The 14,687-nt window shown below is 72.3% G+C and carries 16 protein-coding genes; 7 read left to right on the forward strand and 9 right to left on the reverse strand.

Annotation, left to right across the window (positions count from 1 at the left end; all coding sequences use genetic code 11):
- The first annotated feature begins 9 nt into the window (after positions 1 to 9).
- Entirely contained in the window at positions 10 to 1,542 is a 1,533-nt protein-coding gene (locus ACFY3L_RS24785) for an ankyrin repeat domain-containing protein (protein ID WP_389328410.1), read from the forward strand.
- Here the strand turns inward: ACFY3L_RS24785 and ACFY3L_RS24790 are convergent.
- Positions 1,535 to 2,656: a threonine synthase gene (locus ACFY3L_RS24790; RefSeq protein ID WP_389328413.1), complete on the reverse strand. Its 1,122-nt coding sequence runs from the start codon at positions 2,654 to 2,656 to the stop codon at positions 1,535 to 1,537. The two genes, ACFY3L_RS24785 and ACFY3L_RS24790, sit on opposite strands and share 8 nt — an antisense overlap.
- An 87-nt stretch (positions 2,657 to 2,743) precedes the next feature.
- Between ACFY3L_RS24790 and ACFY3L_RS24795 the strand changes: the two genes are divergently transcribed.
- Positions 2,744 to 3,712 carry an aldo/keto reductase gene (locus ACFY3L_RS24795; protein ID WP_389328416.1) on the forward strand — a complete coding sequence of 323 codons (969 nt, stop codon included), beginning with the start codon at positions 2,744 to 2,746 and terminating at the stop codon, positions 3,710 to 3,712.
- Positions 3,713 to 3,728: 16 nt separating this feature from the next.
- Here the strand turns inward: ACFY3L_RS24795 and ACFY3L_RS24800 are convergent, their stop codons facing one another.
- On the reverse strand, positions 3,729 to 4,061 hold the full coding sequence (locus ACFY3L_RS24800) for a hypothetical protein (RefSeq protein WP_389328419.1): 333 nt from the start codon (positions 4,059 to 4,061) through the stop codon (positions 3,729 to 3,731).
- Between the two features lie 250 nt (positions 4,062 to 4,311).
- On the opposite strand from ACFY3L_RS24800, the gene ACFY3L_RS24805 reads away from it, so the two are divergent.
- On the forward strand, positions 4,312 to 5,460 hold the full coding sequence (locus tag ACFY3L_RS24805; RefSeq protein ID WP_389328422.1) for an endonuclease: 1,149 nt from the start codon (positions 4,312 to 4,314) through the stop codon (positions 5,458 to 5,460).
- Between the two features lie 56 nt (positions 5,461 to 5,516).
- Here the strand turns inward: ACFY3L_RS24805 and ACFY3L_RS24810 are convergent, their stop codons facing one another.
- The 3 genes from ACFY3L_RS24810 to ACFY3L_RS24820 form a co-directional block, all read right to left on the reverse strand.
- The gene (locus ACFY3L_RS24810) at positions 5,517 to 8,579 is read right to left on the reverse strand and encodes an ExeM/NucH family extracellular endonuclease (protein WP_389328425.1); all 3,063 of its coding nucleotides are present in this window, start codon (positions 8,577 to 8,579) and stop codon (positions 5,517 to 5,519) included.
- Between the two features lie 348 nt (positions 8,580 to 8,927).
- Entirely contained in the window at positions 8,928 to 9,533 is a 606-nt protein-coding gene (locus ACFY3L_RS24815; RefSeq protein WP_389328428.1) for a LysE family translocator, read from the reverse strand.
- Positions 9,533 to 10,261, reverse strand: coding sequence for a metallophosphoesterase (locus tag ACFY3L_RS24820; RefSeq protein ID WP_389328430.1), 729 nt, complete (start codon positions 10,259 to 10,261; stop codon positions 9,533 to 9,535). The genes ACFY3L_RS24815 and ACFY3L_RS24820 overlap by 1 nt, the downstream gene beginning before the upstream one ends.
- 99 nt (positions 10,262 to 10,360) lie before the next feature.
- On the opposite strand from ACFY3L_RS24820, the gene ACFY3L_RS24825 reads away from it, so the two are divergent.
- Complete coding sequence (locus tag ACFY3L_RS24825; protein ID WP_389328433.1) at positions 10,361 to 10,936, forward strand: CGNR zinc finger domain-containing protein; 576 nt, start codon at positions 10,361 to 10,363, stop codon at positions 10,934 to 10,936.
- Positions 10,937 to 10,942: 6 nt separating this feature from the next.
- On the opposite strand, the gene ACFY3L_RS24830 is transcribed toward ACFY3L_RS24825, so the two are convergent.
- Complete coding sequence (locus ACFY3L_RS24830) at positions 10,943 to 11,536, reverse strand: hypothetical protein (RefSeq protein WP_389328436.1); 594 nt, start codon at positions 11,534 to 11,536, stop codon at positions 10,943 to 10,945.
- Between the two features lie 133 nt (positions 11,537 to 11,669).
- Between ACFY3L_RS24830 and ACFY3L_RS24835 the strand changes: the two genes are divergently transcribed.
- The 3 genes from ACFY3L_RS24835 to ACFY3L_RS24845 are packed head-to-tail and all read left to right on the forward strand — an operon-like array spanning position 11,670 to position 12,738.
- The gene (locus ACFY3L_RS24835; RefSeq protein WP_389328439.1) at positions 11,670 to 12,047 is read left to right on the forward strand and encodes a DUF2089 domain-containing protein; all 378 of its coding nucleotides are present in this window, start codon (positions 11,670 to 11,672) and stop codon (positions 12,045 to 12,047) included.
- On the forward strand, positions 12,047 to 12,304 hold the full coding sequence (locus tag ACFY3L_RS24840) for a hypothetical protein (RefSeq protein ID WP_389328442.1): 258 nt from the start codon (positions 12,047 to 12,049) through the stop codon (positions 12,302 to 12,304). The genes ACFY3L_RS24835 and ACFY3L_RS24840 overlap by 1 nt, the downstream gene beginning before the upstream one ends.
- Before the next feature lie 11 nt (positions 12,305 to 12,315).
- Positions 12,316 to 12,738, forward strand: coding sequence for a hypothetical protein (locus tag ACFY3L_RS24845; protein ID WP_389328445.1), 423 nt, complete (start codon positions 12,316 to 12,318; stop codon positions 12,736 to 12,738).
- Here ACFY3L_RS24845 and ACFY3L_RS24850 read toward each other — a convergent pair whose 3' ends face one another.
- The 3 genes from ACFY3L_RS24850 to ACFY3L_RS24860 form a co-directional block, all read right to left on the reverse strand.
- Positions 12,739 to 13,530, reverse strand: a complete 792-nt coding sequence (locus tag ACFY3L_RS24850; protein ID WP_389328447.1) for a class I SAM-dependent methyltransferase — start codon at positions 13,528 to 13,530, stop codon at positions 12,739 to 12,741.
- Between the two features lie 106 nt (positions 13,531 to 13,636).
- Positions 13,637 to 14,074 (reverse strand): hypothetical protein, encoded by a 438-nt coding sequence (locus ACFY3L_RS24855; RefSeq protein WP_389328450.1) that lies wholly within the window; start codon positions 14,072 to 14,074, stop codon positions 13,637 to 13,639.
- A gap of 26 nt (positions 14,075 to 14,100) precedes the next feature.
- Positions 14,101 to 14,556 carry a carboxymuconolactone decarboxylase family protein gene (locus tag ACFY3L_RS24860; RefSeq protein ID WP_389328453.1) on the reverse strand — a complete coding sequence of 152 codons (456 nt, stop codon included), beginning with the start codon at positions 14,554 to 14,556 and terminating at the stop codon, positions 14,101 to 14,103.
- Between the last annotated feature and the right edge of the window lie 131 nt (positions 14,557 to 14,687).

Consider the following 14,687-nt stretch of genomic DNA (forward strand, 5'->3'; position numbering starts at 1 on the left):
GTGCACACAGTGCGCAACGACCTGCCGCAGTGGCGCCGGATCAGGGCCGAGTCGCTGCCGCACGACGTCGTGGACGCGGCGGCCAGGGCCCGGGCGGCCGGTGACTGGCGGCGTGCCGCCGAGCTCGCCCGCTGTGACGTCGACATCGCCCCGGAGTACGACAGCGACGACCTTCGGCATCTGAGCCTCGACCTGCTGTGGTGGCACCTGCCGAGGCACCGCGGCGGGATGAGCACGCTGCAGCCGATGGTGAGCGCGATCCTCCCGCCGCGGACCGGCGCGGACAGTGCGCCGCTGCTGAAGGTACGGCTGCCGAAATCGCCGACCGGGCCGCAGCGGCTACTGCTGACCGTGACCACCCTGGCCGAACTGGAGCACGAGCGCTGGTTCGTCGCGCCCCGCTACACCTGGGACGTGCGCGAAGCCGCCGCCGTACGGAAGGCGTGGGGCGGGTCCGCGGACAGGATGCCGTTCCTGACCCCGGAGGGAAAGGCGCTGCCGAGGAACGCGTTCGCCGCCGGTACCGACGAAGCCGCCGCAACCGAGAGGATCCATCAGCGGATTCTCGCGGGGGACCTCGAAGGGGCGTGGCGCGAGTGCGGCATCGACGTGCGCGGGGTCGACCCCGAAGCCCTGCAGCGGCCCTCGGCGCCGCCGACGCTGCCGGTCGGGGTGGCGGACGAGGCCAGGGCCGCCGCGGCCGCGTTCGGCGTGCAGCAGGTCGCCACCCTGTACGGCGCGTCGCTGACCCTGACCGTCGACGGGATGACCGCCGAGGCCCTCGACGTCAGCGAATACCTGGAGGTGCCGACGCGGATCCTGACCGGGTCCGTCCCGCCGGATCTGGCACTCATCGCGGCCGGCCTGCAACGCCCCGCCGACCTGCACCCGCTCGTCCGCGAGGCGCTGTTCCCGGGGTCGGTGGCGGCCCACGGTGTTGCGCGACACGACGCGGCCCAGACCACGGTACGGGTGCGCTGCCAGGGCGAATGGCACCACGTCGGCGTCGAAGGCGGTGCGCTGCGCCTGCCCGACCACGACGAGGAGGAGCAGCTGCGCGAGCGGATGCTGCGGTCCCTCGGCGGCGCCAGCTCCGGCTGCTACGCGGTGCAGCAGACCTGGACCACCGGCGCCGGTCGGCTGCCGCACGGGCTGCGGGCGCAGCGCCGGCAGATCAAGCACCGCATGCAGCACGGCGACACCGACTGGCTGCTCGACGGCCTCGACCGCGGTGTGATCGACCCGCACATGCGCGACGCCAACGGCTGGTCGCTGCTGCACCTGGTGATGTGGGTCGACTGGGAGCGGGTGCTGCCGGTCCTGCTCGCCGCCGGTGTCCCTGTCGACGCCCGGGACCGCATCGGCCGGACGCCGCTCTACCTCGCGGTGATGAACGGCGGCCCGCCGGAGCTGATGCGCCGCCTGCTCGCCGAGGGCGCCGACCCGCGCGCCGAGACGGTCCACGGCTCCTGGCCCGCGTACATCGCCCGGTCGCGCCAGTCCTGGCAGGACCTGTCGTCCGTGTTCGAGCCGGTCACATAGCCGGCGGCTTGGACTTCAGCCCGCTGCCGCACAGCGGCGCCAGGACGGTCCCTTGCGGCTCGACCTTGCCGGCTTCGATGGCCGCCCAGCAGACGGCGGAGGTCGGCTCGACGTAGAGGCCGGAGCGGGCCAGGGCGGCGTGCGCGGCCCGCACCTGCTCGTCGGTCACGGTGACGATGTCGCCGCCGGTCGCGCGGACGGCGGCGAGGATCTGCGCGCCGCGGGCCGGACGCGCGATCGCGATCCCCTCCGCCACGGTGCCCTGCGTGCCGGCGTCCTCCGGGGCGGCGAGCCCGGCCGCGAACGCGGTGGCGAGGGGGGCGCAGCCGGCGGCCTGGACCGCGACGATGCGCGGGAGCCGCCCGATGTACCCCGCATCGAGGAGCTCGGCGCAGCCGAGGTGCGCGCCGAGGACGAGGGTGCCGTTGCCGGCCGGCAGCACGAGCGTGTCGGGCAGCCGGCCGCCGAGCTGCTCCCACACCTCGTAGACGTAGGTCTTGGTGCCGTGCACGAAGAACGGGTGGTACACGTGGCTGGCGTAGAACACGCCCGGCTCGTCGGCGGCGAGCGCCGCGGCCCGGGCGGTGTCCTCGCGGCTGCCGGGGATCTGGTGCACGGTCGCACCGTAGGCGCGCAGCTGCCCGACCTTCCCGGCGGAGGTGTCGGCGGGCACGTAGACGTCGCAGGCGATTCCGGCACGGGCGGCGTACGCGGCGACGGCGGTCCCGGCGTTGCCGCTGCTGTCGGCCATGAGCCGCTGGACGCCGAGCCGGGCGGCCAGCGCCACGACCATGACCGCGCCCCGGTCCTTGAACGACCCGGTCGGCATGAGGTGGTCGACCTTGAGCGTGACCCCGGGCCGCCCGGGCGCACCGACCAGCGGCGTCATCCCCTCGCCCATGGTGATGTCAGCCGGCTCGTCGATCGGCAGGGCTTCCCGGAAGCGCCACAGGCTCGCGCCCCGCCCGGCAAGGTCGGCCAGGGACGGCGGGGCCGCGGCGAACCCGGCGAGGTCGAGCACGCCGTGGCACTTCGCGCACCGCCAGGCCAGGCCGCGCAGCGGTTCGGTGTGGCCGCACGCGCCGCAGCGCAGCGACAGGGATTCCAGCGTCACGCACTTGATAGTAAACGTCCAGATGCTGGACGAACAGTCCAGGCAAGGTGCGTGTGCGAAGCTTTGCTGGATCAGGAGGGCAGCACGATGGAGTACGCACGGCTGGGCCGGACCGGTCTGCGGGTGAGCCGGGTCGGGCTGGGCTGCATGAGCTACGGCGTCGCCGCCGCGGGCATGCATCAATGGACGCTGGACGAGGACGCCGCGGCGCCGTTCTTCCGCCAGGCCGTCGAGCTCGGCGTCACCTTCTGGGACACCGCGAACGTCTACCAGGGCGGCACGTCGGAGGAGTTCGTCGGCCGCGCGATCCGCCGGTTCTCGCGGCGCGACGACATCGTGCTCGCCACCAAGGTCAGCGGGAGGATGCACGACGGCCCCGGCGGCAGCGGCCTGTCCCGCAAGGCCGTCCTGGCGCAGGCCGACGCGTCGCTGCGGCGGCTGGGCACCGACCACATCGACGTGTACTACATCCACCGCTTCGACCCCGAGACACCGGCGGAGGAGACGATGGCCGCGCTGCACACGCTGGTGCAGGCCGGCAAGGTCCGCTACCTCGGTGCCTCGTCGATGTGGGCCTGGCAGTTCGCCAAGCTGCAGCACGTCGCGGTGCTCGGCGGATGGACACCGTTCGCGGCGATGCAGGACCAGTACAACATCCTCAAACGCGAGGAAGAGCGGGAGATGATCCCGCTGTGCCTGGACCAGGGCGTCGGTCTCACGCCGTATTCGCCGCTCGCGAAGGGCAGGGCGGCGCGACCCTGGGGCGCGCGGACGGCGAGGTCCTCGTCCGACACCGTCGCGCAGGCGTTCGACCGTGACGTCGACCGGCCGGTCGTCGATGCGGTCCAGCGGGTCGCCGAGGCCCGCGGGGTGCCGATGGCACAAGTCGCCCTGGCCTGGCTGCTGGCCAAGCCGGTCGTCTCCTGCCCGATCGTGGGGGCGACCAAGCCGCACCACCTGCGCGACGCGGTCGCCGCTCTCACCCTCGAGCTCACTGCCGGCGAGCTCACCACGCTCGAGGCCGCCTACACGCCGCAGGACAACTTCTGGTGGTGAGCGCGCCGGCCGGAGGTCAGGCCGCGACGCCCGACGGTGTCTGCACCCGGTCCGGCTCGGCAGCCGGAGCCGCGGGCGGGCGGAGCAGGGCCAGGACCGCCACCCCGGCAACGCCGGCGATGACGGCGCTGATGAGGAAGATCCGGTCGAGGCCGGCGGCGTACGCGGACCGCAGCACGTCCGCCGGCACCTGCCGGACCAGGTCCTGGTAGCCGCCGCCGGTAAGGCGCCGGGCGGTGGTGGCGTCGCCGAGGACCTCGCCGGCCCGGGCGGTGACGACGGTGGCATAGACGGGCAGGGCCAGCGCGTAGCCGAGCTGGCGGAACGTGTTCGACGCGCCGTTGGCCATGCCCGCCCGGTCGCGGGGCGCGACGGCGAGGGCCGCCGACGCCAGGACCGGCGTGCACAGGCCGACCCCGAGACGGCGTGGCCTCGGTGGAGACCGCCCCGGTCGTGCGCCGCGTCAAGGCCGGCGGCACCCTCCTCGTGACCTGACGCCCGCACCCTACATGTAACCCGCCCGCCCCCTGCGGGCCACGCGGCCCGACACATCGGCAACCTACGATGTCTCCACACGGCTGCGAGATGAGGTTCTGGCCATGTGGAGAACGCGGCGGATCGCGACGGCACTTGCTCTGACCCTGACCGCGGCCGGCGCCGCCGTGGTCATGACCTCGACCGTGGCGGTCGCCGCGGACCTGTCGGTGAGCCAGGCGCTCGCGGCGCAGGACGGCCGGTCGGCCTCCGTCGCCGGGTACGTGGTCGGGCAGCCGACCGCGACCAACACGGTGCTGCGGTCCGGGTTCACCGGCGACACGGCCCTCGCGCTCGCCGACTCCGCGAGCGAGACCGGCACCTCGCGGATGCTGTACGTGCAGATCACCGCCGCATACCGGGCACAGTTCGGGCTGCAGACGAACCCGTCGGTGATGGGCCGCCGGCTCGTCGTCGCCGGGCAGCTGACCGCGTACTTCTCGCACGGCGGCCTGAAGTCCCCGACCTCGATGGCCTTCGCCGGCACCACACCCACCGGCAGCCCGACCACCGGCCCGACCGGCCCCGTCGAGACCTACTATGCCGCCGCCGCGGGCAAGACCGGCACGGCCCTGCGCAACGCGTTGCACGGCATCATCAAGACGCAGACGAAGCTCACGTACGACCAGGTATGGGACGCCCTGAAGGACACCGACCAGGACCCGAACAACAGCGCCAACGTCATCCTGATCTACTCGGGCCGGTCACAGAGCAAGTCGACGAACGGCGGCGGCGCCAACGACTGGAACCGCGAGCACGTCTGGGCCAAGTCCCACGGCGACTTCGGTACCGCCACCGGCCCCGGCACCGACGTGCACCACCTGCGCCCCGAAGACGTGTCGGTGAACTCCGCCCGCGGCAACAAGGACTTCGACCTCGGCGGCTCCGCGGTCAGTGAGGCACCCGGCTGCCTCACCGACAGCGACTCCTTCGAGCCCCGCGCCGCCGTCAAGGGCGACGTCGCTCGCATGATCATGTACATGGCCATCCGCTACGAGGGCGACGACGGCTGGCCCAACCTGGAGATCAACAACTCGACCGCGAACGGCACGGCCCCGTACATCGGCAAGCTGTCGGTCCTACTCCAGTGGCACCAGCAGGACCCGCCCGACGCCTTCGAACGCCGCCGCAACGACCGCATCTACGCGGCCTGGCAGCACAACCGCAACCCGTTCATCGACCACCCCGAGTGGGCCGCCGCGATCTGGGGCTGAACACGGAGCGGGGCCGTCCCCGGGATGAGGACGGCCCCGTTCTTACAGCGAGAGCGTTACGGCAGGAGCTTCCAGGGGCCCCACTGGTCGCCCGGGGCCTGGTTGCGGGTCCACCACTTGGCTTCGTACTTCTTGCCCTGGTACAGCACCACGTCGCCGGTGGTGAAGATGCGCGACGCGGTCCAGATCGCGGTGCCGTCGGGGGCGGTCGAGATCTGCTGCCACGGGCCGTAGGGGTCACCCGGGGCCTGGTTCTTCGTCCACCAGGTCGCCTGCCAGACCGAGCCCTGGTAGAAGACCTTGTCGCCGGCGTTGTAGACCGTCGAGGCGCTCCACGCCGGGGCCGGCGGCGTCACGGGCGGGTTCAGGCCGACGACGACCGGGTCGTGGTCGGACGCCGCGAACGGGTCGCCGCCGTTGAACAGCAGCGTGGCGTTGTAGTTGTACCGGCTGTACGCGTAGGCGACCGCCTCCTGCGCGTTGATCTGCCAGACGTCGGCGCCGGTGACCAGCGTGCGGGCGGCCGCGTTGGCCAGCACGTGGTCGAGGGAGCCCTGCAGGCCGTCGAAGGAGTAGGTCGACTCGTTCGGGTCGAAGGCCGAGCCGAGGTCGGTGTAGCCGGCGTCGTACAGGACCTGCATCGGGTCCTCGTGGTTGTACGAGTTGAGGTCGCCGACGAGGAAGACCCGGTCGGTGCCGACGGTGGTCGCGACCTGGTTCGCGAACGCGACGGTCTCCTCCGCCTCACGGACCCGCGTCGCGTTGAACGAGCCCTGGTTCTTCGCCGGCGACGACGTGTCCTCGGCGTCTCCCGGGTACAGCGGATCGCCGCTGCCCTTGGACTTCCAGTGGTTCGTGACGACGAGGAACGCGTCGGCGTCGGTCGCGCCGACCTTCTTGAACGCCTGCGCGAGGGGCTCGCGGGCGATCGAGAACGGCTGGCCGGGGCCGGACGCGGTCGTGAGGATCACCGACGTGCCGACGAGCGCGATGTCCGCCGGCTTGTAGATGAACGCGCTGCGGATCACGTCCTCCTGGGCCAGCGGCGGCAGGACGGCCGGCGACGGCACGTACGCCCACACGGGGCCGCCGGCGGCGGCGTTGAGCGCGTCGACCAGCTGGGCGAGGGCGGCGTCGCGGGGCTTGCCGAACTTCGCCGAGTTCTCGACCTCTTCCAGCGACACGACGCTGGCGCCGAGCCGGTTGATGCCGGTCACGATCTTCGCCTGCTGCCGCTGGAAGCTGGCGTCGTTGGCGGCGCCGCGGACGCCCGCCGCGTTGCCCGGCCCGACGCACTTGTCGACGGCGATGTGGGTGCCGGCCCGGTCGTCGTGGTAGGAGCAGGTGCCGAAGCCCTGCGCGACGTACGACTCGCCGGTCGTCGGGAAGTAGTTCTCGACGTTGAACGTCGCCAGGCGCACCGTGCCGCCGACGTTGGCCGGCTGCTGGTTGCCGGTGCGCGTGTCGCTGAACGTCGCGACGGCGGCGCCGTTGTCGGTGACCCGCTGCCGCGGCTGGAAGTTCCAGAGCGAGAAGCGGTACTCGAGGATCACCGGCTGGTGGAAGGTGACCTTCGACCCGATGCTGACCGCGTTGGTCGGCGTCAGCCACGGCAGCGGGGTGCCCGTGTTGGCGGAGCCGCTGTAGTTGACGCTGGAGCCGTCGTCGAGGGTGATGCTCCGGGCCGCGTTGTCGGCGACCGCGGCGAGCGCCTCGGCGCTGCCCGGCCGGCCCACGTCGGTCGGCTGGCGCAGCGGCGCGTCACCGGCGGCGAGCGTGAACGAGCCGTACCAGTTCGCGTCGTAGTTGTCCGCGACGGTGAACGTGCCCTGCGGCGCGATCAGCTCACCCTCGTGGGCCTCCTTCTGCGCGGCCGTGGTCAGCGACGACCACGGAACCGTGCCGGGCACCACGGCCGGCAGCGGGCTCGCCAGCTGCGTGACCGTCGGCGAGGAGATCTCCGTCGTGCCCTGGAACTCCACGACGTTGCCGGTGACCCGCACGCTGTCGCCGATGTGGACCTGGCCCGCCGCGACGGAGCCGAAGACGAAGATGGCGTCGGAGGCGCCCGGGGTGGCGTCGTCGGCCTCGGCGCCGCCGGACCCGCCCGTCTGCAGGTAGAACCCGTTGAACCCGCCGGTCGCGTAGACGGCGGTCACGACGCCCTCGGTCGTCACGTTCCGGCCGACCTGCGGCGACGTGTCGGTGTTCGTGCCCTGGATGGCGGCGATCGGCAGCACCGTCGTGGTCGTCGTGACGGCGTACGTGAAGGTCGCCGAGCCGCTCGCGCCGCCCGACTCGGTCGCGGTGACCGTCACCGACGCGGTGGCGGCGGCGGTGGGCGTACCTTCGATGACGCCGCCGCTGGAGATGGTGAGGCCGTCGGGCAGGCCCGTCGCGGTCCACGTGTAGGGCGCGGTCCCGCCGGACGCGCTCAGGGTCAGCGGCGTGATCGCGGTGCCGACCGTGGCGCTCTGGTTGCCGGGGCTGGTGACCGTGACCGTCGTGGTGCCGCCGTCGGACGCCGCGTTCTGCGGCACCGGGGTGGCGGTGTGGAAGTCGGTGCCGTTGACGTCCGTGTCGGTGCCGGCCGCATCCCGCTGGTAGCTCAGGACCAGGGAGTTGCCGGTCGCGGCGGTGCCCTCGGGGGCGTTGCTGTTGCCCCAGCCGACCCGGTCGATGACGGCCGCGTCGGTGGGCAGCACGCCGGCGGCGCTGGCCGCGATGTACAGCGTGCCGCCGCCGGCGCCCGGGTTGACGCTGGTGCCGGTGAACAGGTCGGGCGTCGGCAGCGGCGCGCCCGGGTTGGTGGTGGCGTTGTTGCCCGGCAGCATGATCAGGAAGTGCCCGTGCGCCGCCACGCTGCCGGTCAGCGTGAACACCTGCGACCCGCTCGGCACGACGGTGCTGGTGGGCGCCCGGTACTGCAGCGTCGTGCCGCTCAACGGGATCGGGGCGGACGTCGGGTTGTACAGCTCGACAAATTTGTTCAGGTAGCTCGCGCCGGACGAGCCGCCATTGACGTAGACCTCACTGATGACCAGACCCGTGCCGGCCGGGTTCGCGGCGGCAGGGTCGGCGAGTAACGGCCAGGCTGCGCCGGCCAAGGTAAGGGACAAGACGACGGTTGTGCGTCGGATGACCGCACGGGACATAGACCCGGACCTCCAGGTGGGCATGATTCGGCTCCGTCGTTGGGGGCCGACCTTAGGACGCTAGGCCCTGCCGGCGGACGAGAGCTGAACGGCGTGTGACAGCCTAAGACAGCTTCTCTGGATTGACGCCGGTCCCGCTGTCAATGAAGGGGTACCGCCGCCACGGTCAAGGGTTTTCCGTCGCCTGTACTGTGGTACGCGCACATTGACAGTCCCCCGTCCGGCTGACAGCGGGTCGCGGCACCGAGCACCCGCGGGTCGGCCCGCACACGGTGAGTCCCACATCAACCGCTCGGTGGCGAAGCTCGTCGCCTACGAGTGCGGCCGCGTCCCCAGGTAGACCGTCCAAACGCCGACGGCGAGCAGGGCGGCGGCCCCGAGGCGGGTCAGCACCGCCCGCGCGAACACGCGCCGGCCGCGGGACAGCGCGGCGGCGCAGGCCGTCAACCAGGCCGTGAGCAGCAGTGCCTGGGCGGTCGTGAGCACCGCGTACTGGACGCCGATGGCGGTCCGGTCGTCCATGAACTGCGGCATCAGCGTGAGGACGATGGCGGCGGCCTTGGGGTTGAGGACGTTGGCCAGCAGCGCGCGCCGGAACGCCGAGCCCTGGCTGTCTCCCGTCGTGCCGGCGGGCCGCCGGGTCCGGAGCGTCCAGAGCCCGAGCCCGACCAGGTACACGCCGCCGGCCAGCTGGACCGCCCGCCAGGCGGCGTCGGATCGCAGCACCAGCGCCGACAGGCCGGCCGCGGCCAGCGTGGCGTGCACGTAGAGGCCGGTCACCGTGCCCGTGATCACCAGCGCGGCGTCGCTCGTCCGGCCGGCGGCGACGCTGTCGGCGAGCAGGGCGAGGCTCGCTCCGGGCGCGGCGAGGAGCGGCGCCACGGCCAGCACGAACCCGGCGACCGCGGCCGGCTCCATCACGGCACGACGCGGTAGTGGGTGACGATCCTGTCGCCGTCGATGACGTGGTACGCCAGGGCCGGCGGCGCTTCGAGATCCGCCACGTCGTCGCCCTCCCACGGCAGGCGCAGGGTCCACGTGACCGCCGGCGCGCACAACACCGGCCGCCCGGCGAACGTGGTCGCGGCCGCCGTATGGGCATGACCGGTCAGCACACCGATGACGTTGGGGTGGCGGTCGAGCACGGCGGCGAGGGCGTGCGGCTCGGTGAGTGCCATCGAGTCCGGCAGCGGGTGATGCAGCGGCACGGGCGGGTGATGGAACGCGACCACCGCCGGGGCGTCGCCAAGATCGTCCAATGTGGACCGCATCCAGGCGAGGGTCTGCTCGTCGAGGCGGCCCTCGGCACGGCCCGGGATCGTCGAGTCGCACAGCAGGACGGCGAGGTCGCCGACCCGGTGCAGCCGGTTGACCGGTGTGGCGGCGGCCGGCGCGTCGAGCAGCACCTTGCGGAAGGCGCCGCGGTCGTCGTGGTTGCCGGGGCAGGCCAGCACCGGCGGGCCGCCGGCGAGGAGCCGCCGGGCCGTCTCGTATTCGCTCTCCGCGCCGTGGTCGGCGATGTCACCGGTGAGTAGCACAGCGTCCACGGGCTGGCCGCGGAGGTGCTCGAGGACGCGGCGGGCCCGGTCCTCGCCGCGCTCGGTGCCGTCGATGTGCAGGTCGCTGATGTGGGCGAGCAGTGCCATGGAGCCTCCCTGAACTAACGGGATCGCGTACATCTGACGTTAGGCACTGTAGGCGGTCCAGCTAATGGATTCAATCCCGGACTGCGTTAGCATGGTGCGGTGAGCGACTGGGACCTGGTGCTGAGCCTGGTCAGCACCATCCGGCACGACGGCGACGGCGGCTCGGTCGACGACCTCGAGACGGTCCAGGGCCTCGCCGCGTGGCTGGCGGCCGCCGCGCCCGACGCCGGCGTGGTCGCCGACGACGAGCTGCGGGTCCGGGTGACGGCGCTGCGCCGGGCCGTGCGGTCACTCTTCGCGCGGGCCGTCGCGCCGGATCCGCCGAGCAAGGCCGACGCCACGACGCTGCTCCCCGTCGACGCCGCCCTGGCAGGGGTCAACCTGGCCGCCCGGGCGCTCGGGCCGCCGGCCCTGTCGTGGCCCGACGACGGGCCGGCCCGTGTCGAGTACGCGATGCCGGCCGCCGGCCCCGCCGACCGGCTCCTCGCCGTCCTGGCCCACGCCGCCATGGACTTCCTCGCCGGCCCGGACGCGGCCAGGCTGCGGGCCTGCCCGGCCCCGCGCTGCGTGCGCTACTTCCTGCAGGGCGACCCCCGCCAGGCCTGGTGCAAGCCGTCCTGCGGCAACCGCGCCCGCGTCGCCCGCCACTACCGCCGCCACCACGACTCCGTTTGAGGGGCGTCAGGGTGCCAGCAGCTGCTCTCGCAGGACGGTGGCGAGCTCGTCCATCGGCAGCGTGCCCTTCTCCGCGATGACGGTGAGCGTCTGGTACGAGGGGTCCGCCGGCCGGGCGAGCGTGATCACGACGACCGGCTCCCGGTAGTGGTTGCTGGAGTTGGTGTACTCCGAGTAGTCCTGGGTGAACGCCGTCGCCTCGCCCAGCGGTGTCTGGATGCTGGTCGCGCCGGCGCGGAGGTCGGCGGGGATGTCCGCGGTGCTGCGGTAGACGCCGTGCCGCCCGTTGATGCGCCGGGTGTCGCTCGGCAGCGGGCAGCTGGTCGCGTAGGCCGTGAACCGGACGAGCCGGCTGCCGCCCAGGTACATCCGGGTGTCGACGCCCGGGCAGCCCTGCGCCCCCGGCGACAGCGGGATCAGGCGCTGGCCCGCGCCCAGCTTGACGCTGAACGGGACGGGCCCTTCGACGGGCGCGGTCGTCGGTGCCGCCGATGCCGCCGTCAGCTCTGGTCCTGGGCTCGGCCGGGCCGCCCGGCCATCGCAGCCCGCGGCGGCGAGGACGGTCAGGGCGGCGGCAACGGCGGCGAATCTGCGTCTCATGGCAGCTCTGACCGGCCGCCGGGCGGCGTCGTTCCCGGCTGTCAGGATCACGACTCCCCCTCTCAAGGTGGCAATTAAAAATCTTAAGATCAACTTCTTGAAAATTAATCCTTGAGGCACGCATACTTCAGGTATGACAGAGCAGGCGATGGATTGGCAGGAGCTCACGAGCCTGACGCGGGGGCGGCCGTTCGTCGTGGAGCGGGTGCGGCTGGCCGACAGTGAGGTCGCGATCGAGGGCCGGTTCGAGCTGCCGCAGCTGGCCCAGCTCAATGTCGAGGACCAGGTCTTCGTCACGGCGTTCGTGCGGTGCCACGGCTCCATCAAGGAGATGGAGCGGATCTTCGGGGTCAGCTACCCGACGATCAAGGCGCGGTTGAACAGGATCACCCAGTCCCTCGACTTCGTCGAGACCGATCCGGCGCCGCCACGGTCCGACGTCATCGACCGGCTGCGCCGCGGCGAGATCACCGCGCAGCAGGCACTGTCCGAGCTGGAGGGTCGCACGTGATGCCGCAGCTGCTGACGGTGCGGGTCGACCGTCCGCGCCACCGCCCCCTCCGGCTCTGGATCCCGGTGCTGCCGGTGGCGCTGATCCTGGCGCCGCTCGTGGTCCTCGCCGCCCTGGCCGGGGTCGTCGCCTGCCTGATCTTCCACATCAGCGTGCCGCGGGCCTTCGGGACCGGCTGGCGCGTCGTCTCAGCACTACCCGGCACCCGGGTCGACATCGAGCAGGGCCACACGGCCTTCCTCGTCACCGTCCGATAGGAGAGCTTCCGATGAACGAGCAGCGCAAGGACATCCTCGACATGCTCGCCGAGGGCAAGATCACCGTCGACGAGGCGGAGCAGCTCATCGCCGCACTGGAGCGCGACCAGCCGCCCGTCGCGGCCCTTCCCGACGCCCGGCCGAAGGGCAGGCCCAAGTACCTGCGGGTCCTGGTAGACACCCTCGAAGGCGGCGAGCCGGGCCGCGTCAACGTCCGCGTGCCGCTGCAGCTGCTGCGCGCCGGCGTGAAGCTGGTGGCGCTCATCCCGCCGCAGGCGCTCCAGCACGCCAACGCCGAGATGCACAAGTCGGGCGTGCCGTTCGACCTGACCCAGCTGAAGCCCGAACAGCTCGAGGCCCTCATCGAGCACCTCGACGAGATGACCGTCGACGTCGACCAGCCCGACGCCAAGGTCCGCGTCTTCTGCGAGTGACTACGCGGCCCGGGCGAGGAACAGGTCGCTCAGCCGCACCATGTCGATCCCGCCGCCGTTGGCTTCCAGCACCCGGGCCGTTTCCGAGAGGGCTTGCTCACGGTCGGCGACAGGCAGGATCCGGTAGGCGGAGATTGAAGTCAGGTAGGCCAGGTAACGACCGGTGTCGTATCTGACGTGCTCCCGGAACCGCAGTGACCGCAGGTCGGTGAAGCGCCCGTCGCGCAGGCACTCCTGCAGCGGCCATCCTTCCTCACCGGTCCAAGCCCCCGGCTGGTCGCCGTAGAAGGACGCGACGACGTCGTGCGGCGAGTGCTCCACATTGTGCCGGCGGTCGATCTCGGCCAGCTCCGCCTGCAGCCCGGCGTCCACGACGCCGTGCAGGTTCCAGAACAGCGCCAGGGTGCCGCCCGGCTCGAGCGCGGCGTGCACCAGATCCCACCGGCGGCCCGGATCCGTCCAGTGCCAGGACGTCGCCGCGTACAGCAGCCCGAAGCGCCGGCCGGCGCGCTGCCACTCCTCGAACGCACTCACCTCGACCGTCACGTCACCGTGCCCGGCGGTGTTGCGACGGAGCACCTCGGCCATCCGCTCGTCGGGCTCCACGCAGACGACCGGGACGCCACGGGCCGCGAACAGGACCGTCGCCTTGCCGGTGCCGGCCCCGATCTCGGCCGCCGGCCGCGCACCCAGCGCGGCGTAGGTGAGGACCTCGTCGACCATGTCGTCGCAGTAGCCGGGCCGCCCGGCGTCGTACAGCTCCGCGACCTCACCGAACACCCTGCTCCGCATGTCACGCATCATGCCCGTCCCGCACCGCGGAAGGCCCCCTGGGGAGGGGGCCTTCTGGCGGAACCGCGGAACGGCGGAACGGCGGACCCGGCAACGGCGGGTGGGATCAGCCGACGGCCTGCTTGAGCAGGGCGGCGATGCGGGTCTCGGCGTCGGCGGTGAGGGTGGTCAGGGCGAAGTACGTCGGCCACATCGTGCCGTCGTCCAGCTGGGCCTCGTCGCTGAAGCCGAGCACGGCGTAGCGGGTCTTGAACTTCGCGGCGCTCTGGAAGAAGCACAGGACCTTGCCGTCGCGGGCGTAGGCGGGCATCCCGTACCAGAGCTTCGACGTCAGCGTGGGGGCGCTCTCCTTCACGATGGCGTGCAGGCGCTCGGCGAGGGTGCGGTCGGAGTCGGCCATCTCGGCGATCTTCGCCAGGACCTCGCTCTCCGTGTCCGCCTTGGCGCCGCGGCGGGCGGTCGACTTGAGCTCCTTCGCCCGGTCCTTCATCGCGGTGCGCTCGGCGGTGGTGAAGCCGTCGTACTTCTCGGTGCTCTTGGCCATGATCGTGCCTCTCCAGAAGTTGGGGGTCACCACTGCCCGGCCTGCTGGCGGGTGGGTGCGTTGAGTCGGTTGAAGGCGTTGGTGACGGCGATGTTGAGCAGGAGCGCCGCCAGCTCCTTGTGGTCGAAGTGCTTCGCGGCCATGTCCCACACCTGGTCGGGCACGGCGTCGGGCCGGTCGGCGAGCCGGGTCACGGCCTCGGTGAGGGCCAGGGCGGCCCGCTCCTCGTCGCTGAACCACGGCGTCTCCCGCCAGGCGGCGACGGCGTGGACCTGGTCGTCGCCGGCGCCGTGCCGGCGGGCCTGGGCGGCGCCGCCCGCGACGCACGGGCCGCAGCCGTTGATCTGGCTGGCGCGCAGGTGGCTCAGCGCCAGGACCTTCGCGTCCACGCCGGCGGCGGCGATGGCGCCGTTGAGGGCCATCAGGGCGTCCATCGCCCCGGGGATCAGGACCGCCGGGTTCGGCATGCGCTCGGTCGACATCGCGAACTCCCTTGCTGTGTGCTCTCGCTGACAGGAGTCATCTGACCAGCGGCGCACCCGCCGCCTCGACGTCCGTGGGACACCGTGGGACACGCGCAACGCCGCTGAGCTGGGCAGACCCCCCGTCGAAC

Source organism: Dactylosporangium sp. NPDC000521, from assembly GCF_042898305.1.
Lineage (GTDB): Bacteria > Actinomycetota > Actinomycetes > Mycobacteriales > Micromonosporaceae > Dactylosporangium.